This window comes from Pseudomonas sp. NFPP04 (assembly GCF_900113815.1).
Classification (GTDB): domain Bacteria; phylum Pseudomonadota; class Gammaproteobacteria; order Pseudomonadales; family Pseudomonadaceae; genus Aquipseudomonas; species Aquipseudomonas extremorientalis.
Map to the genome: position 1 here is coordinate 351,811 of NZ_FOQS01000001.1, position 25,514 is coordinate 377,324.

The window sequence follows — 25,514 nt, forward strand, 5'->3', positions numbered from 1 at the left end:
ATTCCTTGAGCGGCAATCAGTAAATGGGCCAGCAGCCCGGCGTCAGTAGTTCGACGAGGTTCTCATCCGGATCGCGGAAATAGATGCTCGATCCACCTTTGGGCCAGTGGGTGCGCCCCTCGATGGCAATGTTCGCGTTGTCCAGGCGCGCCTCCCAGGTCGGCAGGTCGTCGGCGTCGATGGCAAAGCAGATATGAATGCGCCCGTTGGCGTCATGGGGAGGGATCTCGCCGCCGCTCAAGTATTTGGTTTGAAGAGAGGCGCCCCGTTTGAAGAGCAAGAGAGTATTCTGCTGACCGACATTTAACGCGACGAGTACGTTGCTCTCGACCATCGTCTCAAGCTCCAGGTGCCGGGCGTAAAACGCTTTGGCGCGGTCGAGGTCGTCTACGTACAGCGCGGTCTCAATGATTCGTTTGAGTTGAGGCATGGTTTTGCTCCTTGTTGAAGGTTGCTCCCTGAGATGGAATTCACAGCATGGTCACGGTCCTACTGCGCAATATCGATTTGAATCTGTTGGTGGTGCTCGATGCACTGCTGACTGAAAAACACGTCACCCGCACCGGTGCGCGACTGCATTTGAGCCAGCCGGCCATCAGTCACTCCTTGAGTAAGTTGCGGGTGCTGCTCGACGATCCGATCCTGATCCGCGAGGGTAACGAAGTGGTGCTCAGCGCGCTGGCGCAGAATATCCAGGTGCCGTTGCGCGACATCCTCAGCCAGATCGAAACACTGTTCGGCAAATCCATCGACTTCGACGCGGCCAGTTCCCAACGCACCTTTCAATTGGCGATGTCGGACTACGGCGCGGCGATTATCCTGCCCAAGTTGCTGGTGCGACTGCGCAGCGAGGCGCCGAACACCACGCTGGTGGTGACCCAGGGCAGCCGGCATGCGATGTTCGAGCAAGTGGCGCAGGGCAAGATCGACCTGGCGCTGGGGGTGTTCCCCAGCCTGACGCCCGATGTGTCGATGGAAGTGTTGTTCGAGGAAACGTTTTCCTGCCTGCTCGACCGGCGGACCCTGTCCAAGGACGGCATGCTGGATCTGGAGAGCTACCTGGAGCGCCCGCATATCCAGGTGTCCATGGACGGAGGTGCCAATGGTGAAGTCGATAGCCTGTTGCGTGCCGAAGGTTTGCGTCGTCGCATCGCCGTCAGCGTGCCGCACTGGCGTACGGCGCCGAGCCTGTTGCACAACACCGACCTGATCCTTACCGTGGCCACCCGCACGCTGGAAGACACGTTGCTCAACCCGGACCTGGTGCAATTGCCGCCACCGTTCAGCATTCCGCGCTTTCCCTTTGTGCAGATCTGGCACCAGCGATTCTGTGACGACCCGGCACATGCGTGGTTGCGCGAACAGGTCAAGCAAGTGGTAGCTCATACCGTGCAGGTCGACTGATCGGGGCGCAGGCGTAATCGCAAGTCCTGGCCCAACTGGGTCACTTCGTACAGGGTGAAGTCCAGGGAGTGGGTGAGGTTTTCCAGCTCCGGCAAATGCACCAGCGGCCGTGCGAGGTCGCCGAGCAGGCGCGGCGCGACGTACAGCAACAGCTCATCCACCAGCCCGGCGCGCAGCAGGTTGCCGGCCAGGGTCGGCCCGGCCTCGACCATCACATCATGCAAGCCGCGCTGGCTCAGATGGACCATCAAGGCATGCAGGTCGAGGCCATTCTGGTTGCCCGGCAGGCCGAGCAAGCGCTCGGCGTTGGCGCCTGGCGGCAGATGTTGCTCGTGCACCACATGCAGGCTTGGCGCCTGGTCGTCGAACACCCTCGCGGTACCCGGCACCCGCGCCTGGCTGTCGAGGATCACCCGCAGCGGCGCGATGGCTTCGGCGGATGCCATCTCGCGTACGGTCAATGAGGGGTTGTCGGCCAGCACCGTGCCGCTGCCGGTGAGGATCGCTGCACTGCGCGCTCGCCAATACTGCACATCGGCGCGCGCCCTGGCGCCGGTGATCCATTGCGAGCGCCCGTTGTTCAGCGCGGTGCGGCCATCCAGGCTCATGCCCATCTTCAGTTGCACCCACGGCCGCTGGCGCTTGACCGAGGACAGGAAGCCACGGTTCAACTCGCGGGCGACCGCATTGAGCAAGCCCACGCGAACCTCGATCCCGGCGTCGCGCAGTTCGGCGATCCCACGACCGTCGACCTGCTCGAACGGGTCTTCATGGGCAACGACCACACACGCCACGCCAGCCTCGATCAGCGCCTGGTGACAGGCACCGGTGCGCCCGACATGGCTGCAGGGTTCCAGCGTCACATAGGCCGTGGCGCCCTTGGCCAGGGCACCCGCCTGGCGCAGGGCGAAGACCTCGGCGTGCGGACCGCCCGCACGCCGATGCCAGCCCTCGCCCACGATGTGTGCACCGTGGGCGATGACGCACCCGACCCGTGGATTGGGCCAGGTGGAGTGACTGCCGCGCTCGGCCAACGACAATGCATGGTGCATATGTTGAAAGTCGATTTCGCTGAAGTGGGTCATGGGCGGCGTTGCCCTGCCACGGCGTGGGCGGTGATCGGGTAGATACGCCCGTCGTAGGCGCTGGCCAGGAAGCCACTGCCTTCGGCGTCATGGGTCAGGCAGGAAATACCGCTGGCGGTGATCTTCTCCACCTTTGCCCATTTGCGCTTGGCCAGGTCGAACACGGCCACGGTGCCGCCGTAGCTGCCGGTGGCGATCATCTGGCGGTCCTTGGAGATGGCAATGCACTTGATCGAGTGGCTATGAGGTGTGTCATACACCTCGCTGTTGCCGGCTTGCCACAGGCGCAGCTTAAGGTCGCGACCGATACTGGCAAAGCCGCCCTGGATCTGCGTGCAGCCGTTGGAAATACGGTCGTGGGCCTTGTCCAGGTAGGTTTCCAGCTCGAAGTCTTCGATCCGGAAGAACGCTGCGGCCGCTGTCGCGCATACGCTGAACAGGTACTGTTCATCGGCGGCGATGCCCTTGATGGCGTTCTCGTGCATGCGCACTTCGCGCAGGAAACGCGGCTGCTGGTTTTCCAGATTGAAGATCAAGGCTTCGCCAGTGTACGTACCGATTGCGGCGTGCAACTGGCCATCTTTTTCGAAGGTGGTGCCGCAGTTGAGCGGTGAACGGTGCTGGTAGATGACGTCGCCGGTCTTGGCGTCGAACACCGTGCCCATCTGGCCGCCGGTCAACACGCTGTCGCCGAAGGGCAGCAGGAAGTTGCACAGACTGCCGGCCTTGGTGCTGGGCTGGCCATTGATCTGCAGGATGCCGGCATCACCGATGCTGTAGATGTCGTCGCCGACCACCGTGACGGCGTTCAAGCTGATGGCCGGCTCGATGCCGCCCACGTCCCATTCCTGAGTGATGAAATCCCAGGTGGCGTAGGTGGAGCCGAAGGTCACGAAGGCGATGCGATGGTTGCCCAGCAATGCACAGCTGCGTGGCCAGATGATGCTTGGCAGTGAAGTCTGGGCGGTTTTTACCAGTTGGTTGTCGGGCGTCAGCTCCCACAGCATGACGCAACGGTCGTAGCTGAGGCTGACCAGCAGGCGCTGCGCGTCGTTCCATACGATGCGCTTGATGCCGGCGGCATGGGCAGCTTGCAGGTAGGTGCCGCTGCTGCTGATCACGGAGATTTTGCCTTCGTCGTCACCGGCGAAAATGATGCCCTCACGGGACAGGGCAACGGTGTCGGTTTCGACGCCGCCCAGGTCGATCAGGTCCAGTTGTTCGCCGCTGGCAGCGTCCCAACGGCGGATCGAACCGTCATCGCTGCTGGAAACCAGGGTCTTGCCATCGGCGGCCCAGCACACCGAAATCACGTCGGCATCGTGACCGCTGAGGATCCGCAGGGTTCGCCCGCTGAGGTCGAACAGGCGGATGCTGTGGTCCCGCGAGCAGGTGGCGATGGTCTGGCCATCCGGTGAGAAGGCAGCCATTTCGATGTCGTCATCGTGACCCACCAGCACGCTTTTCAAGCGCAGCGAAGGGATTTCCCAGACGCGGGCGGTGTAGTCGCTGCTGGCACTGACCAGCAGGGTGCCGCTGGCGTTGAACGCACATTGGTTGGCCAGGTGGTCGTGGAGCACGCGCTGGATCGGCGTCTTGGTTTTTGCATCCCACAAAATAACCTGGTTGTCATAACCGGCGGTTGCAACGTAAGTATCGTTGAATGTTGCGATACCGCTAATAGGGCCAAAGTGTCTCATGCGTCATCATCCTTAATGTAGTGTGGGCGAAAGAAAGTGTTCAGGCGCGCTTCGGTTGTTTCATCAGGTTGATCACGTGGTTTTTCTTATCGACTTTCGCTTGCAGGTAATGAGTGTTATGTCGGGTGACAAACACACCGGTCGGAATAACGTTGTCCACTACAATGCCGTTATCCACCAGGGCCTGAACTTTGTCCGGGTTATTGGTGATCAATTGGCAATGTTTGATGTTCAGCGCTTTCAACATGCCTGCGGCCATGGAAAAGTCGCGATCATCTTCCGGAAAGTTCAGATGAGTATTGGCTTCGAACGTGTCCATGCCAGAATCCTGCAGGCGGTAGGCGTCCAACTTTGCATATAAGCCGATACCGCGGCCTTCTTGGCGCAGGTAGATAAGATAGCCACCCACTTCCTGCATGCGCAGGATCGACTCGTTTAATTGCGGGCCGCAGTCACAGCGCTGTGAACTGAATACATCGCCGGTCAGGCATTCGGAATGAATACGCACCAACGGGCTGATGGGATTGGCGGGGCCAAGCTTTATCACGATATGTTCGTGTGCCGTGTCCAACCCACTGAACGTGTAGAAAGTTCCAGGGTTGGAATGGTCGTCCAGGGGGATATCAACATGGTTGCGTACGCTTAGGCGGTTCATGGCGGTTCCTTCCGTGCTTGAATGATCAACGCGTTATTGTTTTGGTACAGAAGAGGGATTACAGGGTTTGTGCGAGGCGAAAGCCCATTACGTAAATCTGTCGCGGATACTTGCCGTGACGCCGGCAATTGCGGGTCAGGTCGCGAAACCGCGTGAAGCTGCCACCACGGGCGATGCGGTGGGTGCCAACCACAGTGACGAGGTCGTCGGTGATGGCGGTGCCGCCGGGGTAGGGGGCGTAGTCGTCAGCGACGAATTCTTCGACATTACCGGCCATGTCCAGACAGCCAAATGGCGAAGCACCCTCGACCAGGAAGCCGACCGGAGTGGTGTCGAACAGGCCCAGTTCGGCGGTGTTGGCACGCTCGGGCAGGAAGGTATTTCCCCAGGGATATTCGAGGTTTTCCGGGCCGGCGGCGGCGTATTCCCATTCAGCCTCGGTGGGCAGGCGGAAGCTGCGGCCACTGGCCTCGCTGAGCCAGGCAGCGTAGGCGTCGGCGTCATCGGCAGTGATCCCGTAGACCGGATGGTTGGCGCGTGCGTGAGGGTACTGTCCGAAGGCCCAGCTTTCGGGAATCCGTGCCTGCGTGTTGGCTTCGAGAAAGGCTCGGTATTCGAGGTTGGTCACCGGATATTTACCGATGGCGTATGGCCGCAGGTGGACGCGATGACGAGGGACTTCCTTGGCGATCCAGTCCCGATCCAGGCCCAGGCCGCGCATGTCATGCATCACCTGGTCGACCGCCGATTCGGCCAGACCGATCTCGACGGTGCCTGCGCTGATTTGAATCATCGTGGGGTTGAGTACATCGAGCCTGGGGTCATGGGTCAGTGCCAGCAGTTGGGCGGCGGCATAGCGCCAGGCCAGCGGCGAGACAGGGTTTTCGACGCGGTCGGCCAACTGTTCGCTGGTCTCTTCCGACACCAGGCGCCAGGCTGCCAGCGGCAACTTGAGGTTGACGGCTTCGTGGAAATGCTCAGGCAGGCCCATCAAGAAACGGTCTGTCATTTCGGCGGTCAGGGGGCCGTCGAACACGGGCCAATGGTTGAAACCCTTGGAAGTCATAACGCTCGTTTTCCTACTGCGTGGGGGAAAAGGCACGTACACCCAGGCGTACGTGCCCGGCCTTCAGAGAGTGCAGATCAGCCCGGTTTGCAGGCAGTTGCGTTCGAAGTCATCCCAGTAGCCCTTGGGGTGCTTGGCCCGCTCGGCCTCGGAAATAATCGGTTTTTGCCACTGCAGGCGGGAGAAGCCGGCTTTCATGATCGCCAGCTCATAGCGTTCGCGGCTCCAGCGATGGAAGGTGAAGGCGCTGGGCGGTGTGGTGACGAATTCGGCGTGGTGGCGAAAGCCGCCTTCATGGGGTTCTTCGGTGAGTACGTGCACGCCGTATTTGGTGAAGTTGCCACGTTTCAATTGAAAGGTTGGCTCTACCGTGTAAGCCACGACCCGTCCACCTGGGGCGAGGTTCTTGGCGACGACCTGGAACATCTTGTCCAGTTTTTCTGGCGAATCGGCATAGTTGAACAGCCAGGCGGCGGTGATCAGGTCGAACTTGCCGAGAATGCCCAGATCGCAGATATCGCTGACGTGGTACTCGATCGGCTCCTGGTTGCGCGCCGACTCTTGCCGGGCCAGTTCAATCATGGAGGCGGAGATGTCCACGCCAACCACTTTGCTGGCACCTTGGCGATACAGCTCGCGTCCGAAGAAACCGAAACCGCAGGCCAGGTCCAGTACGGATTTGCCCTGGGGATTACCAACCATACTGAAGAAGGTTGCGGTTTCCACCGAGCGCTGCGAGGCGCTGTCCGTGAAAGCTTCGAAGCGTTCGCCGATGGCGTCGTAAGTTGCCGTTGCAGTTTGAGTGGTCATTGCCTCACCTTTTTAAAGTTAATAGCTGTCGTCAATCCCTGACTGGGAACATGAAGAAGTCTTCTGTTTTTGGTGACCCTGTTAGGCGTGAATCAAGTGCGAGTGGTAATAAGGAATCCTCCTATGACGACAAGTACGCCGACCAGTTTATTAATGTTGAGAGACTGTTTGGGAAAGCCCAATAAGCCAAAATAGTCAATCGCAATTGAAACGATAAGTTGTCCGATCAATACCGCCATGATGAAGTTGAGGGCGCCGAGTCGAGGCGCCATCAATAAGGCTACGGTAATATAAAAAACGCCGGCAACACCGCCCATCCAAATCCACCAGGGGCCGTCTTGCACGGCGGCAAGATTGGGGCGAGGCGCCTTGACTGCAATAATGACAACAATGAGTACAACCAGGCTGACCAATAGAGATACTGCCGTGGCCCATAAAGGATGGCCTAGCAGGTTACCCAGTTTTGCGTTGGTGCCTGCCTGCAAGGGCACTGCAAAACCGGCGAATAAACTGAGCAGGATGAAATACAGTAAGGTCATGAAGTGGGCATTCCGTTTTTTTTCAAGTTTTACGGTGCTTGGATTGTTGGCGCCAATTCTTTGTTCTGATGGGGTGTATTCGTCGCACTGATCGAGCATTGGCTACTGGTGATTCAGGGACGGGGAATCAGGTGTGCGCAATCTTGACCGACGGGTTTACAATCGCTGCTCCTGATCAGGAGTATCCCTGTGCTGACTCATCTCGATTCCCAAGGTCGCGCCCATATGGTCGACGTCACCGACAAGTCCGTGACGTTCCGTGAGGCGGTGGCCGAAGCGCGTGTGCGCATGCTGCCCGAGACCCTGCAAATGATTGTCGACGGCGCCCACCCCAAGGGCGACGTGTTTGCCGTGGCCCGCATTGCCGGGATCCAGGCCGCGAAAAAAACCAGTGACCTGATTCCCCTCTGCCATCCGTTGATGTTGACGGGTGTCAAGGTCGAACTGAGCGCCGAGGGTGCAGACTTGGTGCGTATCGTGGCGCGCTGCAAACTCTCCGGCCAGACCGGCGTGGAGATGGAAGCCCTTACTGCTGCCAGCGTCGCGGCGCTGACGATCTACGACATGTGCAAGGCGGTGGACCGTGGCATGACCATCGAAAGCATTCGCCTGCTGGAAAAACTCGGCGGCAAAAGCGGGCATTTCAAGGCGGACCAGGCATGAGCATCAACGTATTGTTTTTTGCGCGTTACGCCGAAGCGGTGGGTTTTGATTCGTTGGAGATGGAGGGCGACTTCGCCACTGTCGATGCGGTGCGTCTGGCGCTGGCCAGTGACCCGGAGTTTGCAGTGCTCAACGAAACCAGCCTGATGTGTGCGCGCAACGAAGAGATGTGCGGCCTTGATGAGCCGGTGCAGGCAGGTGACGAAGTAGCATTCTTCCCACCCGTGACCGGAGGCTGAGCATGGCCATTCGTGTGCAGGTCCAGGCGTTTGATCCCGGTGCTGAAGTCAACGCGATGCATGCGGCCAATGTCGGCGTGGGTGCGGTAGTGAGTTTTGTTGGCTATGTACGCGATTTCAATGACGGTCTGGATGTCGCGGGAATGTTCCTGGAACACTACCCCGGCATGACCGAAAAGGCCCTGGCCAAGATCGCTGTGGAAGCCGAGCAGCGCTGGCCGTTGCTCAAGCTGGAAGTGCTGCACCGCATTGGCGCGCTGGAACCTGGCGAGCCGATTGTGTTTGTCGGGGCGGCCAGTGCCCATCGCCAGGCGGCGTTTGATGCCTGCGCGTTTGTGATGGATTACCTGAAGACGCGGGCGCCGTTCTGGAAGAAGGAAAATACCAGCGAGGGGCCGCGTTGGGTGGAAGGGCGCCACAGCGACCACGCCGCTGCGGATCGCTGGAAGTCTTAGGCCAAACACAGCACCAAATGTGGGAGGGGGCTTGCCCCCGATTGCAGTGGGTCAGCCAACAGAGATGTTAGATGTGCCATCGCTATCGGGGGCAAGCCCCCTCCCACAGTTTTCACTGCATTCCAGCTTACGGACGCTTGCGTTCAACGGCGCGCAACAGGTGCGTCGGCGGCGTCTCACAGCTGATCTTGCGCCCCAGCAACGCCTCGATCGACGGCAGCTGATACGAATCATCTTCCCCGGCAAAGCTGATCGACACACCCGCCGCCCCGGCACGGCCGGTGCGGCCAATGCGGTGCACGTAGTCATCCGGCACTTCCGGCAGGGTGAAGTTGATCACATGGCTGATGCCGTCGATGTGAATCCCACGCCCGGCCACGTCGGTGGCCACCAGCACACGGATCTTGCCTTCGCGGAAGCCTTCCAGGGTCTTGATGCGCTTGTGCTGTGGCACGTCGCCCGACAGTTGCGCGGCGTTCACACCGTCACGCACCAGGCGTTCTTCGATCCGGCGCACCTCGTCCTTGCGGTTGGCGAACACCATCACGCGTTCCCAGCCGTTGTCGTTGACCAGGTTGTAGAGCAGCTTGTACTTATCGGCGCCGGCTACCGCGTAGATGTGTTGCTCGACGTTCTCGCTGGCGACGTTTTCCGCTTCGATCTCGACGATGGACGGGTCGGTGGTCCATTGCTTGGCGAGGTTCATCACGTCTTCGGTGAAGGTCGCGGAGAACAGCAGGGTCTGACGCTCGGATTTCGGCGGGGTCTGGCGAATGATCTGGCGCACTTGTGGGATGAAACCCATGTCGAGCATGCGGTCGGCTTCGTCCAGCACCATCACTTCGACCATGTCCAGGTGCACGTCGCCGCGCTGGTTGAAGTCCAGTAGACGGCCAGGGGTAGCCACCAGGATGTCGCAGTGACGGGCTTCGAGGTGCTTGAGCTGCTTGTCGAAGTCCATGCCGCCCACGAACGTCATGACGTTGAGGCCGGTGTACTTGGTCAGGTCGGCGGCGTCCTTGGCGATCTGTACCACCAGCTCCCGGGTCGGGGCGATGATCAGCGCGCGCGGTTCACCCATGTAGCGCTCTTTGGGCGGTGGCGTCTGCAGCAACTGGGTGATGATCGAGATCAGGAACGCGGCGGTCTTGCCGGTGCCGGTCTGGGCGCGGCCGATGGCGTCTTTGCCGGCCAGAGTAAAGCCCAGCACCTGCGCCTGGATCGGCGTGCAGTACGGAAAACCAAGGTCCTGGATGGCGTGCATCAGTTCCGGGGCCAGCTTGAAATCATGGAAGCGGGTCTTGCCTTCCTGGGGTTCGACGACAAAGTCTTCGAGTTTCCATGGAATTACTGGCGGTTTTGGCGCACGTTCACGGCGCGGTTTTGGTGCCACCGGTGCGGCAACGGGTTCGACCGGTCTGGCCTGTTCAGGTGGGGTCACCGTCGGCTTCTTCGGCTGGGCGGCGGGTGCGGTCCGGTCGGGCTGTCTGCCGTCATTGCGGCTGCCGGCTGTCGGGGCAGGAGCACTGGAATCAGGCGCGAGCGGCTCAGCCTCGCTTTTGCCGAACATCTTCTTGAGTGCTTTGAGCACGGTGATCTCATTAATTGGTTAAGGAATGTACGCCGGCCAGTGTAATGCAAGAATCGGGCGCGGCGTAGTGCGTCTGTCATACGGCTACATAAACGCTGGTGTTCAGCCCAGGCGAGCGGTCAACCAGGCACCGATATCGCGTATCTCCTCGGGTAACACTTCGTGGCCCATTGGGTATTCCTGCCATGTCACGGTGACACCACGGCTCTTCAAATGCTCGTAGGCGCTGCGGCCCATGGCGTTCTGCACCACGTCGTCGTACTGGCCGTGCAGGCACAGCGCGGGAATGCGCTGCTGGCTGGCGGACAATTCCAACTCGTCGCTGAACGTGGGGGCATAGGTGGAGAGGGCAATCACGCCACCCAAGGGGCCTTCCCAATTCAGGAAAGCGGTGTGAAAGACCACGGCGCCACCCTGGGAAAAACCGGCGAGGAAAATCCGCGAAGCGTCTATTCCGGTTCTCTTCTGTGCCTCGATCAAATCCGTGACCATTTTTGCCGAGACTTCCAGCTCTTCCAGGCTGATGGAACGGGCCGGGCTCATGGCTTTGATGTCGTACCAGCTTGGCATCTCGTAGCCACCATTGATCGTCACCGGCCGGGTCGGTGCCTGGGGCAAAACGAAACGCGTGGTCAGCAGGCTTTCCTGCAGCGCCTCGGCCACTGGCAGGAAGTCATAGCGATCGGCACCCAGGCCATGCAACCAGATAACGCAGGCGTCTGCGGGCTTGGCGGGCTGAAGAATCAAGGGTTCGGTCATGTCTGCTCCATTAATGTGCGTGCGCTCCGATTAAGTGCGACGGAACGGTGCGCGATGGGTTGATCTGTTAAGAAGATGTCGCACGGTTGAATCTTTTTCTCTTGACCGGGGGCTGGAACGACTCAGCCGGCACTCTGGTACGGCGCTTGCTATGTGTTGAACGATGTCAGCGCTATCCCGGGACGGTAACACTATCAGTGACTGCCGCTTGTGGGATAGCAACTGGAATTACTGCGACAACTTCATGCCGCTTGACCCTAAAAAAAGCCAACACGGGTCGATATCGCCTCATAAGGGTGCGCTGAGGTTCGAGCTCCGACACAACAAGAGCAAACTGGAGGTTTGAATGAAGGTATTGAAATCCACCCTGGCCATCGTGACTGCGGCGGCTGTACTGGGTGTCAGTGGTTTCGCCCAGGCGGGCGCCACGCTGGACGCCGTGCAGAAAAAAGGCTTTGTGCAGTGTGGCGTGAGTGACGGCCTGCCGGGTTTCTCGGTACCGGATGCCAGCGGCAAGATCCTCGGGATTGACGCCGACTTTTGCCGCGCTGTGGCCGCTGCCGTTTTCGGCGACGCGACCAAGGTCAAATTCAGCCAGTTGAATGCCAAGGAGCGTTTCACCGCGCTTCAATCCGGCGAAGTCGACATTCTGTCCCGTAACACCACCATGACCAGCTCCCGCGACGCCGGCATGGGCCTGAAATTCCCAGGCTTCATCACTTACTACGACGGCATCGGCTTCCTGGTAAACAACAAGCTGGGCGTGAAAAGTGCCAAGGAACTGGACGGTGCAACTATCTGCATCCAGGCCGGTACCACCACCGAGCTGAACGTTTCCGACTACTTCCGTGGCAACGGCCTGAAATACACACCGATCACCTTCGACACTTCCGATGAAAGCGCCAAGTCGCTGGAATCCGGGCGTTGCGACGTACTGACCTCCGACAAGTCCCAGCTGTTCGCCCAGCGCAGCAAGCTGGCCTCGCCGAAGGACTACGTCGTTCTGCCGGAAACCATTTCCAAGGAACCACTGGGCCCGGTCGTGCGTAATGGCGACGACGAGTGGCTGGCCATCGTGCGCTGGGTTGGCTACGCCATGCTCAACGCTGAAGAAGCCGGCATCACCTCCAAAAACGTCGAAGCTGAAGCCAAGTCCACCAAGAACCCGGACGTTGCGCGTCTGCTCGGTGCTGACGGCGAATACGGCAAAGACCTGAAAGTGAAGAAAGACTGGGTTGTACAGATCGTCAAGCAAGTCGGTAACTACGGTGAAGTGTTCGAGCGTAACCTGGGCAAGAGCACCCCGCTGGAAATCGACCGTGGCCTGAACGCGCTGTGGAACGCTGGCGGCATTCAATACGCACCACCTGTGCGCTGATCGCTGATGGTTCTGTCACCCGGTGGGCCAACCGCCGGGTGATGTTCTGTTCCATTATTTCCGGGGCACTTCATGCAAAATCAAATCGGCGCACCCAAGCAGAAGCTCAGCTTCAGCGACCCTAAAGTGCGTGCGTGGCTCTTCCAGATCATCACGATAGTGGCGGTGGTCTCGCTGGGCTGGTACCTCTTCAACAACACCCAGACCAACCTTCAGCACCGGGGCATTACCTCGGGTTTCGACTTTCTTGAACGCAGTGCCGGCTTCGGCATCGCGCAGCATTTGATCGACTACACCGAATCGGACAGCTATGCCCGGGTCTTCGTGATCGGCTTGCTCAACACCTTGCTGGTGACCTTTATCGGCGTGATCCTGGCGACCTTGCTGGGGTTCATCATCGGCGTGGCGCGGCTGTCACCGAACTGGATGATCAACAAGCTGGCGACCGTGTATGTGGAAGTGTTCCGCAACATTCCGCCGCTGCTGCAAATCCTGTTCTGGTACTTCGCGGTGTTCCTGACCATGCCGGGGCCGCGTAACAGTCATAACTTCGGTGACACCTTCTTTGTCAGCAGCCGTGGCCTGAACATGCCGGCAGCGATTGCCGCTGACGGATTCTGGCCGTTTGTGGTCAGCATCGTTGTCGCCATCGTGGCAATCGTGCTGATGGCGCGTTGGGCCAACAAACGTTTCGAAGCCACCGGCGTACCGTTCCACAAGTTCTGGGCGGGCCTGGCGCTGTTCATCGTGATCCCGGCGTTGTGCGCCTTGATCTTCGGCGCGCCGCTGCATTGGGAAATGCCCAAGTTGCAAGGCTTCAACTTTGTCGGTGGCTGGGTACTCATCCCTGAACTGCTGGCACTGACCCTGGCGCTGACCGTCTACACGGCAGCGTTCATCGCCGAGATCGTGCGTTCGGGCATCAAGTCCGTCAGCCATGGCCAGACCGAAGCCGCGCGCTCCCTGGGCCTGCGCCCTGGGCCGACGCTGCGCAAGGTCATCATCCCGCAGGCGCTGCGGGTGATCATTCCGCCGCTGACCAGCCAATACCTGAACCTGGCGAAGAACTCGTCCCTGGCCGCCGGTATCGGTTACCCGGAAATGGTCTCGCTGTTTGCCGGCACGGTGCTCAACCAGACCGGCCAGGCCATCGAAGTCATTGCCATCACCATGAGCGTGTACCTGGCGATCAGCATCAGCATTTCCCTGCTGATGAACTGGTACAACAAGCGCATTGCGCTGATCGAGCGGTGAGGAAACCAGCATGACTACGCATACATTCAAACCGGATATGCCGCCGCCGAACAAAGTGTTCGGGCCGATGGCATGGATGCGCGCCAACCTGTTTTCCAGCTGGCTCAACACCCTGCTGACCCTGTTGGCGTTTTACCTGATCTACCTGGTGGTACCGCCGATCCTGCATTGGGCGATCCTGGATGCCAACTGGGTCGGCACCACGCGGGCCGATTGCACCAAGGAGGGCGCCTGCTGGGTGTTTATCCAACAGCGCTTCGGGCAGTTCATGTACGGCTACTACCCCGGCGACCTGCGCTGGCGCGTGGACCTGACCGTGTGGCTGGCCATCGTTGGCGTGGCGCCACTGTTCATCTCGCGTTTCCAACGCAAGGCGATCTACGGCCTGAGCTTTTTGGTGCTGTACCCGATCATCGCCTACTTCCTGTTGCATGGCGGCATCTTCGGCCTGACCAACGTGGCGACCAGCCAATGGGGCGGGCTGATGCTGACCCTGGTGATCGCCACCGTCGGCATCGCCGGTGCCTTGCCGCTGGGCATCATGCTGGCGTTGGGGCGACGCTCGAACATGCCGGCGATTCGGGTGGTCTGCGTGACCTTCATCGAATTCTGGCGCGGCGTGCCGTTGATCACCGTGCTGTTCATGTCCTCGGTGATGCTGCCGTTGTTCCTGCCCGAAGGCATGGGCATCGACAAGCTGCTGCGGGCGTTGATCGGCGTGATCCTGTTCCAGTCGGCCTACGTGGCCGAGGTGGTGCGCGGTGGCTTGCAGGCGATTCCCAAAGGTCAGTACGAAGCGGCTGCAGCGATGGGCCTGGGTTACTGGCGCAGCATGGGCCTGGTGATTCTGCCGCAAGCCCTGAAGCTGGTGATTCCCGGCATCGTCAACACGTTCATCGCGCTGTTCAAGGACACGAGCCTTGTAATCATCATCGGCCTGTTCGACCTGCTCAACAGCGTCAAGCAAGCCGCCGCCGATCCTAAATGGCTGGGCATGGCCACCGAAGGCTACGTGTTCGCGGCCCTGGTGTTCTGGATTTTCTGTTTTGGTATGTCGCGCTATTCCATTCATTTGGAACACAAGCTCGACACAGGCCACAAGCGTTAGGAGTTGTTGTTATGAGCGAAGCGATCAAACAGCCTGTGAGCCCTGAAGGCATTATCCAGATGCAGGGCGTCAACAAGTGGTACGGCCAGTTCCACGTGTTGAAAGACATCAACCTCAACGTCAAGCAGGGCGAGCGTATCGTGCTGTGCGGCCCGTCGGGTTCGGGCAAGTCCACCACCATCCGCTGCCTCAACCGCCTGGAAGAGCACCAGCAGGGTCGCATCGTGGTCGATGGCGTGGAGTTGACCAACGACCTCAAGCAGATCGAAGCGATCCGCCGCGAAGTCGGCATGGTGTTCCAGCATTTCAACCTGTTCCCACACCTGACCATCCTGCAGAACTGCACGCTGGCGCCAATGTGGGTGCGCAAGATGCCCAAGCGCAAGGCCGAGGAAATCGCCATGCACTACCTGGAGCGCGTGCGCATCCCGGAGCAGGCGCACAAGTTTCCGGGACAACTGTCCGGCGGCCAACAGCAGCGCGTGGCGATCGCCCGTGCGTTGTGCATGAAGCCCAAGATCATGCTGTTCGACGAGCCGACTTCGGCACTCGACCCGGAAATGGTGAAAGAGGTCCTGGACACCATGATCGGCCTCGCCGAAGACGGCATGACCATGCTGTGCGTGACCCACGAAATGGGCTTTGCGCGCACCGTGGCCAACCGCGTGATCTTCATGGACAAGGGGGAGATCGTGGAACAGGCGGCGCCGAATGACTTCTTCGACAACCCGCAGAATGATCGGACCAAGTTGTTCCTGAGCCAGATCTTGCATTGATCGATGCTTGAAACGACAAACCCGGCCTGGTGCCGGGTTTGTTTTTGCCTGTCTAGGAGGCCTTGAGCGCTTCCGGATCGGTATTGATGGTGTGGTTGAATCCGCGCATATCAGTACCCTCGGCCAACGCCCTCGCATCGGCCAGCAGGTGTGGGTAGCGATCCAATAGTCGCATCAGCAGCACCAGGGGTTTGGGGGGCAGAAGCTCGCCGCGCTCGTAGCGTGAAAAAGCGTTGTGACCGCCTCCCGATAGCAGTTCCACTGCTTCCTTCTGTGTAAGGTGCAGTTTGCGTCGGATGCGTTTCATCTCGGTGCCGATCATTTTTCGCGCGGCGTGGATGAGTTCATCACCGGCTTTCGCATGGCGCTCTGAACTATCAGGGTCATACACGCTGTCGCTGCATGCATGGCATTCCCAGCCAGAAAGGTCATCGACACGACGTTCCATGCCTTTGACACTAAGGGTTTCGCTTCGGCCCTCGAACCGGGTCATTCCGTCGGGTGTACCGCATATATAGCATTGTCGGGTTTTCATGAGTTGCACTCCTTGAAGGAGATGACCGGGGGATTACCGCCTGGGCAGTAAGTCACCTTTATGTAGATCTCCATGCCGTGTGAACTGATGTGGTACACGTCCTGCCATACCCGATGGTCTGCATAGGTAGTCATTGATTTGTACAACATCCTGGTTTGCAATTGATAAACGACCTCCTTCATCTCATGGATTGCGAAGCCGAGTTTCCTTCCTGTGGCCTTGGCCGTTGAGGTAAATGCCTGGTCTCCCAGCCGTCTCACATCCGCCTTTATCACCGCCAAATCGTAATGAGGTGTGTACTTTTCCATAAGACACCTAAGTCCATAATTACCCTCAAAGGGTAATTTTACCAATCGAAAATACTGCTCCTTTACCTGCCTAAGAACCGTAGTGCGTTGCCTTTGTAGGCAAGTCCGAATAGGCTGTAGGAAAATTCATCCTATGATTGGACGAAAGCGCGGAGCCCATGACAGACATCGCCCCTTTGATCAAACGCTCCCTGGTCGACCAGGCCCTGGAGCAGTTGCGCCTGCGCATCACTGAAGGCCGGTGGGCCATCGGTGAGCGCCTGCCCACCGAGCCCGAGCTGTCCGCCGAATTGGGCATCAGCCGCAACACCGTGCGCGAGGCCATGCGCGTATTGGCGTTCTCCGGCTTGATTGAAATCCGCCAGGGCGATGGCAGTTACTTGCGCTCGATGACCGATCCGCTGGGCACGATGCGGGCGCTATCCCACTGCACCCTGGAGCAGGCGCAGGAGACGCGGCAGATTCTTGAAGTGGAAGCCATCGGGTTGGCCGCCATGCGTCGTACCGAACAAGACCTCATCGCCTTGCGCGAAGCCCTTGACACCAGTGGCAAGCTGTATCACGGCGACCTTGAGGCCTATATCAGCGCTGACCTGTTGTTCCACAAGCACCTGGTGGACGCCGCGCACAATCCGGCACTCAGCGAGCTGTACCAGTATTTCTCGCGCATCGTTGCCGCCCAGTTGCGCCAGACCCTGAACATTTCACCGCGTCGCCAAGCGGTGTTCGACCTGCACACCGCCTTGCTCGACGCCGTGGAACAGCAAAACCCTGAACGCGCCAAATCCCTCTGCCGGCAGTTGATCAATGAGCCTTGAAACCCAGCGCAAAACCGAATTCGAAGAACTGCTGATCGACGCCGAAGCCGATGACGAGGTGGTGCAGCACACGCCATCGCCAGTGAGCCGCCCATGGTTGTTGCTGCTGGGCCTGGTGCTGGTGGCACTGAACCTGCGTCCGGCACTGTCGAGCATGGCGCCGTTGCTGGCCGACGTCTCCGCCAGCCTGGGGCTGTCGGCAGCCCGGGCCGGTCTGCTGACCACGTTGCCGGTGTTGTGCCTGGGCCTGTTCGCGCCGACCGCTCCGTTGCTGGCGCGCCGCTTCGGCGCCGAACGGGTGGTGCTGGGCATCCTCCTGACCCTGGCTGCCGGCATCATCCTGCGCAGTTCATTTGGCGAAGCCGGGCTGTTCGTCGGCAGCCTGATCACCGGAGCGAGTATCGGCATCATCGGCGTACTGTTGCCGGGGATCGTCAAGCGTGATTTCCCCCGGCAGGCGGGCACCATGACCGGCGTCTACACCATGGCCCTGTGCCTGGGGGCGGCATTGGCAGCCGGCGCTTCGGTGCCCCTGAGCCATTACTTCGGCGACAGCTGGAGCATCGGCTTGGGGTTCTGGGTCTTGCCGGCGTTGGTAGCGGCACTGGTCTGGTTGCCGCAGGTCGGGCACAAGCACGGTGCGCACCACGTGGCCTATCGCGTGAAGGGCTTGCTGCGCGACCGGCTGGCCTGGCAGGTGACGTTGTACATGGGCCTGCAATCGTCCTTGGCCTATATCGTGTTCGGCTGGTTGCCGTCGATTCTGATCGGCCGTGGCCTGAGCGCCACTGAGGCCGGGTTGGCGCTCTCGGGTTCGATCATCGTGCAGCTGTTCAGCTCGCTGGCGGCACCGTGGTTGGCGACGCGGGGCAAGGATCAACGGCTGGCGATTGTGGTGGTGATGCTGCTCACCCTCGGCGGCCTGTTCGGTTGCCTGTACGCGCCGCTCGACGGCCTGTGGGGCTGGGCGATCCTGCTGGGCCTGGGCCAGGGCGGCACCTTCAGCCTGGCGCTGACCTTGATCGTGTTGCGCTCGCGGGATTCCCACGTGGCCGCCAACCTGTCGAGCATGGCGCAAGGCTTTGGCTACACACTGGCGTCCATGGGGCCATTGGCGGTGGGTGTGCTGCATGACTGGACCGGCGGCTGGGGCGCCACCGGCTGGGTGTTCGCTGTGATCGGCCTGGGGGCCATCATCACAGGTCTCGGCGCCGGCCGAGCACGCTATGTGGGCGTGCTCAGCGAGCGGGTTTGATCCGCGGCCTCGAGGTAACGCAGGGGCTGCGTGCGGCCTACAGGTACACCACTTCCAGCGTCGCGGAGCCATCCATCGGCGTTTCCACACTCAGGTCGAGGTTTTGCCTGGCGTTGATCACGGCTTCCAGGGTCAGGGTGCTGGTCAGGTTCTGGATCGCTGATGGGCCGGCGGTGCTGCCGGCCACATCGGTGAAGCCCAGCAGGCTCCTGGAGCCGATATCGATGGGGTTGCTGTTGGATGTACGCCACGCCACGCCACCCGTGGTGGACTCGGTGCCGTAAGTCACCGGCAAAGCATCGGCCACCGTTTGCTTGGGATCGAATTTCACCGAGTACACGCCAATCTTGTTACCCGCGCTGTCCAGGCCCAGGCCGTAGTAAATCTCGCTGTTGACGTGAGCGGAGCCATCGCGGTTGTCGCGCATGCGCAGGGCATAGCGACCCGGGGCGTTGCAACTGACGGTCAGGGTCAGTGACTTGAGCGGCAGCCGGGTGCCCGTGGCCTGGTTGAGGTCCTGCCGGGAGATCTTGCCGAAGTCGATCAACCCACCGCCGGAAAACGCCGGGGTGCAGGCCATGGGGGTGATCAGGCCACCCACGGTCAGTTCCACCGTGGACGCGGCCTGGGCGGTTGAAATACTGGCCAGCCAGGCAAGGGCGGCCACGCGAATCAGTGAGGCGTTCATGGTTCAGCTCCTATAAGTACTTGATGGTCAGGGTCACCGAGCCTTCGAAGGGCACTTCTTCGCTCAGTGGCAGGGTGTTGGCGGGGGCGAGGGCTGGCACGACGTGCAGTTGGGCGGTCAGTTGCTGCACAGGTACTGGAGCGAATACGTCTTTTGGGGCAAATGCGGTGAGGAAGTGGTGCGAGAGAATGCTCGTGGGGGACCAGGACGAGGACGCCGTCGAGCCAATCGGTATCATCTCAACGCCGTCGGCCAACGCGGTATCGAGGGTCAGCAGCAGGAAGCCGAGCTTGGCGTTATTGCCGGTCAGCCCCAGGCCGAATGAGTTGGGTGAATCGTTGTAACTCGAGCCGAGGCGATTGTCCCGGGGCTCAAGGGCCAGCAGCGTCATGGCTTCACAGGTGATTGCCAGTTGCAGGCTGGTGGCGGGCAATAGGGTGGGTCGATCGCTGTTCAAGTCTTTGGCGGCTATCTTGCCCAAGTCATACACGCCGCCCTCGAACAGTGCGGGCGCGCAGGCGCTGGGCGTGATCAGGCCGTTGATACTCAGCTCGACGGTTGAGGCGGCCTGGGCCTGTAGCATGTGGGCCAGCCACACGCAGGCGGTCAGTCGGATCAGTATCGCTTTCATGGTTGCGTTCCTATAGGTAATGAATTTCGAGGGTGCCTGCGCCGTCGAGGCGTACCTCGTTGCCCAGGTCCAGGGTGCCCAAGGGCGCAATGGTCGCTTCCAGGCTCAACGTGGCGCTGAGGTGTTGAATGGCAGTGGGTCCCCCGGTACTGCCGGAGGTGTTGCTGAACCCCAGGTAGCGATTGGCGCCTACCGCAGTGATGCGCGCGCTGGCGCTGCTCCAGGGCAGGCCGCCGGTTCTGGAGAAGGTGTTGAAGACATGGGCGAAGCTGTCGGCAGCGATGTGCGACGGGTCGAACAGCAGGCGATAACGCCCGATTTTCTGGCGGCTGGCGTCCAGGCCCAGGCCAAAGGTGGTTTCATCCGTGGCGCCGGTTGCCGAACCCTGGCGGTTGTCCTGCATGCGTACGGCGAAGGTCGTCGGTGCATCGCAGGTCACGCTGAGGGACAGGGGCCGTGGCGCCAGAAGGGTGTCCTTGTCGATGGACAGGTCGCCGATCGAAAGTTTGCCCAGCTCCACATGGCCGCCGTTGGACAGGGTGGGGGTACAGGCGGCCGGCGCAAAACGTGCCTGCCAGTGCAACTCGCGCGAGCGCCCGGCGGCGACGGCGTCGAACAGCCCGGAGGTGTCCCAGGTGACTGCGTCGCGTACCCGGGCGGCATCTTCGTTGGCCCAGGCACTGGCCTGCAGTTGTAGCGACAGGTTGCGCCCGGTCACCGCGACGCCGCCACGCATCGGCACCACGCCGTGGTCGGGCTGCCAATTCAGATGGCCAGCGACCACCGATGGCGCCTGCCCCGGGCCTGCAATCAAACCAAGCTCGACCGTTTGACCGTCGAGCACTGCATCGCGCACTTGCAAGCCGTAGCTGCCGCGCTCGGTGAAGCGAAAGCGCCCAGGGCCCGCGCCCAGCCCACGATAAAACACACTCATGTCGATAGGTTGCGGGCAGTTCAACGTCAGGCTCAGTTGTCGCTCTCCCAGCAGGCGCTCGGGGGCGGGCACCAATGCCACGGCGCGGTTCATCAAACCAAAGTCCATGTGCGTCTGGCTGAGGTTGAGTTTGCATTCGTCGGCGGCCAGGGCGTGGGCGCCGAACAGCACGCCCATGACGTACAAGACAGGTTTCAGGCCCATGGTCACAGTCCTCATGGTTGGTGGCACCGGGCGGGTGCGGTTTCGTAATACACCTCGGGGTCGACGTCGTCCGCCAATTCGTAGCTCAGGCGGCAAGGCGCCTGGCCCGGGGCCTTGATCCACAGAGGACGCGGGTTGAGTACGTCGGGCAGGAAGACTTTGCTGTCCTCCTGCACCAGAGTGATGAATTCACCGTCGGCGGTGCTGACGGTCGCGCCGCGCGGCAACGGCTGACCGTTGTCGGTGGCTACGTTCAATAGCGCGCGCCGGGTGAGGGCGACGCCGAATTCAACCTTGTCCACCGCGCCGCGCCCGGCGGAAATCACCGCCAGGCCGTTATGGATATCGGCGTTGCGCGGCAGTGAGCGCGTCTGCACTTCCACCGGGCTGCGGCCGTAGGCGTTGAGTTGCGGCACAACGGCCTGGCCTTGCCAGTCGGTCCACACCGGGCCGCTGGGCGTTGCCACCTTGATACCCGCCATCTCGCCCACCGACATCACGGCAAAGGTGTCGCGCACCGGATAGGGCGAGAAGGTCAAGCCGTCGCCATGCACCACCACGCCGCCACGGGCGCCGCCCTGGTAACTGGAGTGCTCGTCGTTGCTGCGGGTGTAGTTGAAGTCCAGTTGGCTGTACCACGGCAGGGCCGAGACACCGATCGAAGACTCCACCTCGCGGTCGCGGCTGTCATGCTCCACGCCCACGCGGTAACTCAACTGGTCGTTGAGTTGCTCGTTCAACCCCACGCCCAGGCGATGCTCACCGCCGGCCCTGCGCGCCCAAGTGCGGGCGCGACGGTTTTCACCCAGCGGCAGGCTGATGTTCAGGTAAACGCTGTCATCGTTTTGCTGGCGGCCGCCCACCTGCCATTCGGCACTGGCGGACACCGACACCCGGCCAAAACTGGTGCCCCAGGACGCCAACGCGCGGCTGCTGCTTTCACCGTTATAGGCCGCAGTGCGCGACACGCCGGCACTGAACGCTCCCAGCGCTGGATGTGCCCAGGACGCGGTGAGGCTTTGCTGATCGCGATAGCGCGAGCGCTGTTGGTCGCGACTGTTGCCGACGAAGGTTGAGTCCTCGAGGTCGCGATAGCCCTGGGAGCGCCACGAGCCGGCAGTGGTCACCGACCAGTTTTCACTCAAGCGCTGGGACCAGGACACGTCCGTCTGGACGCCACGCTCACGCCCCTCGTGGCTGGCCTGGGCCGCTTGCGCCGAGACCTGCAATTGGCTGTCCTGCCAGGGCAGCCAACCCAGGTTGATGCCCGCCGATCGATAGTCATCGGCCATCAGTGCACCGCCGCCGAGGCTGACTTGCGGATGGATCGCACCACTCCACCCCGCGCTGACCACCCAGGGCTCGGTGCCGTCACTGTCGCCAATCTGCCGCACGCGGCCCGCCGCCACGGAATACCCCGGCGCCGGCAAGCCCAGCCCGAGCATGGCGGCAGGCACCGTAAAGCGGCGTTCTTCGCCGGTGGTTTCCTTGATGGTGACTTCCACGTCGGAGCGGCTGTTCAAGCGGCGCACATCCGTCAGCGCGAACGGTCCGGCCGGCACCACGGTGGAGTGAATCAGCGCACCGTTCTGGCGGACTTCCACCTGGGCCGGGCTGTTGGCGATACCGTTGATCGTCGCGCCCTGATTCTGGTCTTGCAGTGCGGTTTCGGTCAGCACTTGGGCGCCGGTGATCTGCGTGCCCGCCAGCACCGGGTTGTAGAGGCTGATCTGGCCGGCCTGGAACACGGCCTGTTGCTCGGCGAAGGTGCGCTGGGCATAGGCATCCAGATGAGTGGTGCGTGAGCGGCTGTCTTGCCAGGTCTTGACCTGGCGGCTGCGTACGATCCAGTCGCCGGCGTTGAAGCCGACTTCGGTGTTGGCTGAGCCGAAGCGGCTGGTGGCGTCACCGAACTCGTTATGCAGGCCCGTGAGGTCATAGTTGAGCAGGCCGGCAAAACCACCGGTCTGATAGCCGGAGATATCCTGCCGGGCGGGGCGCAGTGCATCGGTCGGTACCACCAGGGCCAGAGTCAGGCTGGCCGGGTCTTGCTCGATGACGGTTTGTCGGTAGCGCTCGAGGAAACGATGGCAGCCTGGGGTCTGGACTTCATCGGGCACTATCAGGTTGGCCGCATCCAGCAGGGCCTGGCTGAAGCAGAGACTGCCCTGGCGGTCGAATTCCACATCCACCCGCCCACGGCGTTGGCCGTTGACGCTCAGGTTGACGGCATGCCTGCCCGTGGCAAAACGGGGCGTTTGCAGGAGCAGGTTGGCCAACTCCGGATCGATGCCGCGATGGGACAAGGTTTGGGGGTCGAAGGCGCCGGCAATCAGGTTGTCGCTCGCCCAAGCTGCCTCGTATGGCAGTGAACCACCCAGGGTCAGCGCCAGCCCTGCCAATAAGGTGTGCGCGCGGCGTGGTGAAACGGCGGGCACGGCTTGGCCGCGGCGGTCAGTCATTACTGTGCTCACAAGGTCATTCTCAGCTGGGGGTGGCCTGCTGACTCTGCGGTTCAGTCAGGCCCTCCGGTGGCGTTGGCAGGCCACTCTTTTTTATAGGGTGATCGGTGCTTCGTAGGGCGCCACGGCAAAGCCATACACCGTGGCCGGTTGCAGTTGCACGCGACTCGCGCCGCTGCCGCTGGCCGTCACGCGCAGGGTTTCACCGGGCAGCACGTAGGTACGGGGCAGCAAGGCCGAACCGTCGCCGGGCAACAAGCGCAACTCCTGAGCCAGGCGTACCACATAGGCCGTGGGGTTGCTGACGCTCAATTGGTTGTTCTGCAGGCGCCACTCCAGTCCGGTCCAGGGTGTGCGGTTGGGGGGCAGGCCCTTGGGGTGCAGAATCACCGGCAGGTTCTGGCGCACGGTCACGCCCACCCGTGCGTGCCCGGCCTGGGCCGCCGAACGGCCTTGGGGCATGCCTTCGAATATCACCCGTTTCAGGCGCTGGGTTTTCAGCGGTTGCGGCGATTGCAGAATGAAACGGATCAGTTGGCTCTTGTTCGGTTCCACCCGGGCCAGGGGCGGGGTCACGAACAACAGCGAGGCTTTGTCCTCGGGGATGTCTTCAAGGGTCACGTGCAACAGCGCCAACTTGTCGTCGGTATTGGTCACGGACACCGAGGCTTCGCCGTCCGCCTCGTTGACGATGACCACCGAGGTGTCGGGCACCATGCCGTCGGCCAGCACCCATGAGGGGCCGGCGAACGTCAGGGCCAGTGCGCCGAGGTAGAGGCCGGCGTAGCGAATGGCGGTGAAGGCGCGGGTTGAAAAGGGCAGGGGGGACATGGCTACAGATACCTCAGGTCAAGCACGATGGAACCGTCCAGAGGGACTTCCTGCTTGAGGGTCAAATAGGCGGCCGCATTGATCGACGTATTGACTTGCAAGGTGGCCGCGATCTGGCGGTGGGGTTCCGGCACCAACGTGCCGGGGTGAGCGAACCCCATGTAATTGTTCGGGTAGGCATTGCTTTCCGGGAACCAGGTCAGGCCCTGATTGCTGGACGCCAGCACCAATACGCGCTCGCCGTCGCCCATCACGTCGCGAAAGGCAATGGACACGGTGCCGAGTCGTTCGGTGGGCGCGTAGACGTTATGGCCCAGGCCATAGTAAAAGCCCGGGCCCAGGGATGAATCGGCGCGATTGTCCAAGCCCACCAATACAAACAGCACTGACTCGTTGCAGCTCACATTCAGGTCCAGGGCCTGGGTGGGCAAGACGCTGAATTCGTATTGGTTGAGACTGCGTGCCGGCACCAATCCGTGGTCGACGATGCCGTTGGCCGACAGCGTCGGTGTACACGCGCTGGGGGTGATTATCCCGGTCACATTCAATTCGGTACTGGAGGCCGCCAACGCTGCGGGCCCGCTACAGAGCAGGCAAAGCATGGCAAGAAGGCGTGAAGAGGTGTGCTTCATGGGGAGGTTCACCGGTTGCCTGGTTCTTCGTTTCAGTGCAGGACACAGGCAGGTCTCATGACCTGCCTGTGTGCGTTTCGAGTGGGCTTAGAGGTAGCGCACCGTCACGGTCACCGAACCGTCGATGGCCACCTCGTTGGTCAGCGTCAATTGGCTGGAGGGGGCGATCTTGGGGCTGACCGTCAGGTCCGAGGTCAGCACCTGCACCGGGATGGGCGTGTCGACGGCGGTGTCGGCCACCGAGATCAGGTTGTCGGGCGTCAAGTTGCGCGCAACGACCCAGGTGACACCGCCGTCGACCGAGGTGATCGGCCGCCCCTCCACACCATCGGCAATCGGCGTGTTCAGGCTCAGGCCCATGGCCCCGAGCTTCTGTGTACCGTTGATCAGGCCCAGGCCGAATTCCGTGATGTCGCCGCCGTAGTTCGAGCCGGCACGGTTGTCATCGGCGTCCAGGGCCATGAGGGTAGCCGCATCACAGGTGACGGTCAGTTGTACGGTTTGCTCGGTGAGGGGCGTTACCTGGTCGACATTCAAATCCTTGGCGGAAATCTTGCCGTAGTCCACAGACCCGCTATTGGACAGGGCTGGAGTGCAGGCACTGGGGGTGATCAGGCCCTTGACGGTGAGATCGACGCTGGAGGCCGCGAAGGCGCTGGCGCTACCGGCCAGCAGTACGCTGGCGAACAAGGTATTCAAGGAAAGTTTCATGGTCAGGCTCCATATAAAGGGCA

At 61.2% G+C, this 25,514-nt stretch carries 28 protein-coding genes; 10 read left to right on the forward strand and 18 right to left on the reverse strand.

All coding sequences use genetic code 11. The features are described from left to right. Nucleotides 1–16: 16 nt before the first annotated feature. Entirely contained in the window at nucleotides 17–430 is a 414-nt protein-coding gene (locus BM017_RS01685) for a VOC family protein (protein WP_058422912.1), read from the reverse strand. A 47-nt stretch (nucleotides 431–477) separates the two neighbouring features. On the opposite strand from BM017_RS01685, the gene BM017_RS01690 reads away from it, so the two are divergent. Continuing rightward, on the forward strand, nucleotides 478–1,404 hold the full coding sequence (locus BM017_RS01690; protein ID WP_071488576.1) for a LysR family transcriptional regulator: 927 nt from the start codon (nucleotides 478–480) through the stop codon (nucleotides 1,402–1,404). Here BM017_RS01690 and ribD read toward each other — a convergent pair. From ribD to BM017_RS01720, 6 genes are all read right to left on the reverse strand, one after another. Further along, on the reverse strand, nucleotides 1,383–2,489 hold the full coding sequence (ribD, locus tag BM017_RS01695; RefSeq protein WP_092240859.1) for a bifunctional diaminohydroxyphosphoribosylaminopyrimidine deaminase/5-amino-6-(5-phosphoribosylamino)uracil reductase RibD: 1,107 nt from the start codon (nucleotides 2,487–2,489) through the stop codon (nucleotides 1,383–1,385). The two genes, BM017_RS01690 and ribD, sit on opposite strands and share 22 nt — an antisense overlap. After that, on the reverse strand, nucleotides 2,486–4,189 hold the full coding sequence (locus tag BM017_RS01700) for a WD40 repeat domain-containing protein (RefSeq protein ID WP_092240861.1): 1,704 nt from the start codon (nucleotides 4,187–4,189) through the stop codon (nucleotides 2,486–2,488). The genes ribD and BM017_RS01700 overlap by 4 nt, the downstream gene beginning before the upstream one ends. A 40-nt stretch (nucleotides 4,190–4,229) precedes the next feature. Then, nucleotides 4,230–4,844: a GTP cyclohydrolase II gene (ribA, locus tag BM017_RS01705; protein WP_071488579.1), complete on the reverse strand. Its 615-nt coding sequence runs from the start codon at nucleotides 4,842–4,844 to the stop codon at nucleotides 4,230–4,232. A 58-nt stretch (nucleotides 4,845–4,902) separates the two neighbouring features. Further along, nucleotides 4,903–5,910, reverse strand: coding sequence for a formylglycine-generating enzyme family protein (locus BM017_RS01710; protein ID WP_092240863.1), 1,008 nt, complete (start codon nucleotides 5,908–5,910; stop codon nucleotides 4,903–4,905). 63 nt (nucleotides 5,911–5,973) lie between these two features. After that, nucleotides 5,974–6,720, reverse strand: a complete 747-nt coding sequence (locus BM017_RS01715; RefSeq protein ID WP_071488581.1) for a class I SAM-dependent methyltransferase — start codon at nucleotides 6,718–6,720, stop codon at nucleotides 5,974–5,976. 92 nt (nucleotides 6,721–6,812) lie between these two features. Beyond that, complete coding sequence (locus BM017_RS01720) at nucleotides 6,813–7,259, reverse strand: DMT family transporter (protein WP_071488582.1); 447 nt, start codon at nucleotides 7,257–7,259, stop codon at nucleotides 6,813–6,815. Nucleotides 7,260–7,448: 189 nt separating this feature from the next. Here BM017_RS01720 and moaC point away from each other — a divergent pair, with 189 nt between their 5' ends. Genes moaC through moaE form a run of 3 tightly spaced genes read left to right on the forward strand, consistent with a single transcriptional unit; the run spans nucleotide 7,449 to nucleotide 8,616 of the window. Further along, nucleotides 7,449–7,922, forward strand: coding sequence for a cyclic pyranopterin monophosphate synthase MoaC (gene moaC, locus BM017_RS01725; RefSeq protein WP_071488583.1), 474 nt, complete (start codon nucleotides 7,449–7,451; stop codon nucleotides 7,920–7,922). After that, a complete protein-coding gene (gene moaD, locus BM017_RS01730; RefSeq protein WP_071488584.1) occupies nucleotides 7,919–8,161 on the forward strand; it encodes a molybdopterin converting factor subunit 1 in 243 nt (80 codons plus the stop codon). The genes moaC and moaD overlap by 4 nt, the downstream gene beginning before the upstream one ends. Nucleotides 8,162–8,163: 2 nt before the next feature. Beyond that, nucleotides 8,164–8,616 (forward strand): molybdopterin synthase catalytic subunit MoaE, encoded by a 453-nt coding sequence (gene moaE / locus BM017_RS01735; protein WP_092240865.1) that lies wholly within the window; start codon nucleotides 8,164–8,166, stop codon nucleotides 8,614–8,616. Nucleotides 8,617–8,743: 127 nt separating this feature from the next. Here moaE and rhlB read toward each other — a convergent pair whose 3' ends face one another. Then, nucleotides 8,744–10,213 carry an ATP-dependent RNA helicase RhlB gene (gene rhlB, locus BM017_RS01740; RefSeq protein WP_165447910.1) on the reverse strand — a complete coding sequence of 490 codons (1,470 nt, stop codon included), beginning with the start codon at nucleotides 10,211–10,213 and terminating at the stop codon, nucleotides 8,744–8,746. 96 nt (nucleotides 10,214–10,309) lie between these two features. Then, entirely contained in the window at nucleotides 10,310–10,966 is a 657-nt protein-coding gene (locus BM017_RS01745) for an alpha/beta hydrolase (RefSeq protein ID WP_092240867.1), read from the reverse strand. Nucleotides 10,967–11,312: 346 nt separating this feature from the next. On the opposite strand from BM017_RS01745, the gene BM017_RS01750 reads away from it, so the two are divergent. From BM017_RS01750 to BM017_RS01765, 4 genes are all read left to right on the forward strand, one after another. Then, the gene (locus tag BM017_RS01750) at nucleotides 11,313–12,344 is read left to right on the forward strand and encodes an amino acid ABC transporter substrate-binding protein (protein WP_071488588.1); all 1,032 of its coding nucleotides are present in this window, start codon (nucleotides 11,313–11,315) and stop codon (nucleotides 12,342–12,344) included. A gap of 72 nt (nucleotides 12,345–12,416) precedes the next feature. Next, complete coding sequence (locus BM017_RS01755) at nucleotides 12,417–13,598, forward strand: amino acid ABC transporter permease (RefSeq protein WP_058422898.1); 1,182 nt, start codon at nucleotides 12,417–12,419, stop codon at nucleotides 13,596–13,598. 10 nt (nucleotides 13,599–13,608) lie between these two features. After that, nucleotides 13,609–14,706, forward strand: coding sequence for an amino acid ABC transporter permease (locus BM017_RS01760; protein ID WP_058422897.1), 1,098 nt, complete (start codon nucleotides 13,609–13,611; stop codon nucleotides 14,704–14,706). Nucleotides 14,707–14,717: 11 nt separating this feature from the next. Continuing rightward, nucleotides 14,718–15,482, forward strand: coding sequence for an amino acid ABC transporter ATP-binding protein (locus BM017_RS01765; protein ID WP_003171943.1), 765 nt, complete (start codon nucleotides 14,718–14,720; stop codon nucleotides 15,480–15,482). Between the two features lie 52 nt (nucleotides 15,483–15,534). On the opposite strand, the gene BM017_RS01770 is transcribed toward BM017_RS01765, so the two are convergent. Together BM017_RS01770 and BM017_RS01775 are read right to left on the reverse strand one after the other, a co-directional pair. Next, complete coding sequence (locus BM017_RS01770; protein ID WP_092240869.1) at nucleotides 15,535–16,017, reverse strand: type II toxin-antitoxin system MqsA family antitoxin; 483 nt, start codon at nucleotides 16,015–16,017, stop codon at nucleotides 15,535–15,537. After that, nucleotides 16,014–16,325, reverse strand: a complete 312-nt coding sequence (locus tag BM017_RS01775) for a type II toxin-antitoxin system MqsR family toxin (RefSeq protein ID WP_092240871.1) — start codon at nucleotides 16,323–16,325, stop codon at nucleotides 16,014–16,016. Before BM017_RS01775 ends, BM017_RS01770 begins: the two co-directional genes overlap by 4 nt. A 158-nt stretch (nucleotides 16,326–16,483) precedes the next feature. Here BM017_RS01775 and BM017_RS01780 point away from each other — a divergent pair, with 158 nt between their 5' ends. Together BM017_RS01780 and BM017_RS01785 are read left to right on the forward strand one after the other, a co-directional pair. Then, nucleotides 16,484–17,143 carry a FadR/GntR family transcriptional regulator gene (locus BM017_RS01780; protein WP_092240873.1) on the forward strand — a complete coding sequence of 220 codons (660 nt, stop codon included), beginning with the start codon at nucleotides 16,484–16,486 and terminating at the stop codon, nucleotides 17,141–17,143. Then, nucleotides 17,133–18,398, forward strand: coding sequence for a CynX/NimT family MFS transporter (locus BM017_RS01785; RefSeq protein ID WP_092240875.1), 1,266 nt, complete (start codon nucleotides 17,133–17,135; stop codon nucleotides 18,396–18,398). Before BM017_RS01780 ends, BM017_RS01785 begins: the two co-directional genes overlap by 11 nt. A gap of 37 nt (nucleotides 18,399–18,435) precedes the next feature. Here BM017_RS01785 and BM017_RS01790 read toward each other — a convergent pair whose 3' ends face one another. From BM017_RS01790 to BM017_RS01820, 7 genes are all read right to left on the reverse strand, one after another. Then, nucleotides 18,436–19,086, reverse strand: a complete 651-nt coding sequence (locus BM017_RS01790) for a DUF1120 domain-containing protein (protein WP_092240877.1) — start codon at nucleotides 19,084–19,086, stop codon at nucleotides 18,436–18,438. A 10-nt stretch (nucleotides 19,087–19,096) separates the two neighbouring features. After that, nucleotides 19,097–19,717, reverse strand: a complete 621-nt coding sequence (locus BM017_RS01795) for a DUF1120 domain-containing protein (RefSeq protein ID WP_092240879.1) — start codon at nucleotides 19,715–19,717, stop codon at nucleotides 19,097–19,099. Nucleotides 19,718–19,727: 10 nt separating this feature from the next. Continuing rightward, on the reverse strand, nucleotides 19,728–20,855 hold the full coding sequence (locus BM017_RS01800) for a DUF1120 domain-containing protein (protein WP_092240881.1): 1,128 nt from the start codon (nucleotides 20,853–20,855) through the stop codon (nucleotides 19,728–19,730). An 11-nt stretch (nucleotides 20,856–20,866) separates the two neighbouring features. Beyond that, nucleotides 20,867–23,329, reverse strand: a complete 2,463-nt coding sequence (locus BM017_RS01805; RefSeq protein WP_371914594.1) for a fimbria/pilus outer membrane usher protein — start codon at nucleotides 23,327–23,329, stop codon at nucleotides 20,867–20,869. Between the two features lie 81 nt (nucleotides 23,330–23,410). Continuing rightward, nucleotides 23,411–24,148: a fimbria/pilus chaperone family protein gene (locus BM017_RS01810; RefSeq protein ID WP_092240885.1), complete on the reverse strand. Its 738-nt coding sequence runs from the start codon at nucleotides 24,146–24,148 to the stop codon at nucleotides 23,411–23,413. A 2-nt stretch (nucleotides 24,149–24,150) separates the two neighbouring features. After that, nucleotides 24,151–24,780 carry a DUF1120 domain-containing protein gene (locus BM017_RS01815; protein ID WP_092240887.1) on the reverse strand — a complete coding sequence of 210 codons (630 nt, stop codon included), beginning with the start codon at nucleotides 24,778–24,780 and terminating at the stop codon, nucleotides 24,151–24,153. 87 nt (nucleotides 24,781–24,867) lie between these two features. Further along, nucleotides 24,868–25,491 (reverse strand): DUF1120 domain-containing protein, encoded by a 624-nt coding sequence (locus BM017_RS01820; RefSeq protein WP_092240889.1) that lies wholly within the window; start codon nucleotides 25,489–25,491, stop codon nucleotides 24,868–24,870. Nucleotides 25,492–25,514 lie beyond the last annotated feature (23 nt).

Bases quoted from the DNA above. Each gene is read 5' to 3' on its own strand.
- BM017_RS01685 (WP_058422912.1), bottom strand. From the start codon at position 430: ATGCCTCAACTCAAACGAATCATTGAGACCGCGCTGTACGTAGACGAC.
- BM017_RS01690 (WP_071488576.1), top strand. From the start codon at position 478: ATGGTCACGGTCCTACTGCGCAATATCGATTTGAATCTGTTGGTGGTG.
- ribD (WP_092240859.1), bottom strand. From the start codon at position 2,489: ATGACCCACTTCAGCGAAATCGACTTTCAACATATGCACCATGCATTG.
- BM017_RS01700 (WP_092240861.1), bottom strand. From the start codon at position 4,189: ATGAGACACTTTGGCCCTATTAGCGGTATCGCAACATTCAACGATACT.
- ribA (WP_071488579.1), bottom strand. From the start codon at position 4,844: ATGAACCGCCTAAGCGTACGCAACCATGTTGATATCCCCCTGGACGAC.
- BM017_RS01710 (WP_092240863.1), bottom strand. From the start codon at position 5,910: ATGACTTCCAAGGGTTTCAACCATTGGCCCGTGTTCGACGGCCCCCTG.
- BM017_RS01715 (WP_071488581.1), bottom strand. From the start codon at position 6,720: ATGACCACTCAAACTGCAACGGCAACTTACGACGCCATCGGCGAACGC.
- BM017_RS01720 (WP_071488582.1), bottom strand. From the start codon at position 7,259: ATGACCTTACTGTATTTCATCCTGCTCAGTTTATTCGCCGGTTTTGCA.
- moaD (WP_071488584.1), top strand. From the start codon at position 7,919: ATGAGCATCAACGTATTGTTTTTTGCGCGTTACGCCGAAGCGGTGGGT.
- moaE (WP_092240865.1), top strand. From the start codon at position 8,164: ATGGCCATTCGTGTGCAGGTCCAGGCGTTTGATCCCGGTGCTGAAGTC.
- BM017_RS01745 (WP_092240867.1), bottom strand. From the start codon at position 10,966: ATGACCGAACCCTTGATTCTTCAGCCCGCCAAGCCCGCAGACGCCTGC.
- BM017_RS01750 (WP_071488588.1), top strand. From the start codon at position 11,313: ATGAAGGTATTGAAATCCACCCTGGCCATCGTGACTGCGGCGGCTGTA.
- BM017_RS01755 (WP_058422898.1), top strand. From the start codon at position 12,417: ATGCAAAATCAAATCGGCGCACCCAAGCAGAAGCTCAGCTTCAGCGAC.
- BM017_RS01760 (WP_058422897.1), top strand. From the start codon at position 13,609: ATGACTACGCATACATTCAAACCGGATATGCCGCCGCCGAACAAAGTG.
- BM017_RS01765 (WP_003171943.1), top strand. From the start codon at position 14,718: ATGAGCGAAGCGATCAAACAGCCTGTGAGCCCTGAAGGCATTATCCAG.
- BM017_RS01770 (WP_092240869.1), bottom strand. From the start codon at position 16,017: ATGAAAACCCGACAATGCTATATATGCGGTACACCCGACGGAATGACC.
- BM017_RS01775 (WP_092240871.1), bottom strand. From the start codon at position 16,325: ATGGAAAAGTACACACCTCATTACGATTTGGCGGTGATAAAGGCGGAT.
- BM017_RS01780 (WP_092240873.1), top strand. From the start codon at position 16,484: ATGACAGACATCGCCCCTTTGATCAAACGCTCCCTGGTCGACCAGGCC.
- BM017_RS01785 (WP_092240875.1), top strand. From the start codon at position 17,133: ATGAGCCTTGAAACCCAGCGCAAAACCGAATTCGAAGAACTGCTGATC.
- BM017_RS01790 (WP_092240877.1), bottom strand. From the start codon at position 19,086: ATGAACGCCTCACTGATTCGCGTGGCCGCCCTTGCCTGGCTGGCCAGT.
- BM017_RS01795 (WP_092240879.1), bottom strand. From the start codon at position 19,717: ATGAAAGCGATACTGATCCGACTGACCGCCTGCGTGTGGCTGGCCCAC.
- BM017_RS01800 (WP_092240881.1), bottom strand. From the start codon at position 20,855: ATGGGCCTGAAACCTGTCTTGTACGTCATGGGCGTGCTGTTCGGCGCC.
- BM017_RS01810 (WP_092240885.1), bottom strand. From the start codon at position 24,148: ATGTCCCCCCTGCCCTTTTCAACCCGCGCCTTCACCGCCATTCGCTAC.
- BM017_RS01815 (WP_092240887.1), bottom strand. From the start codon at position 24,780: ATGAAGCACACCTCTTCACGCCTTCTTGCCATGCTTTGCCTGCTCTGT.
- BM017_RS01820 (WP_092240889.1), bottom strand. From the start codon at position 25,491: ATGAAACTTTCCTTGAATACCTTGTTCGCCAGCGTACTGCTGGCCGGT.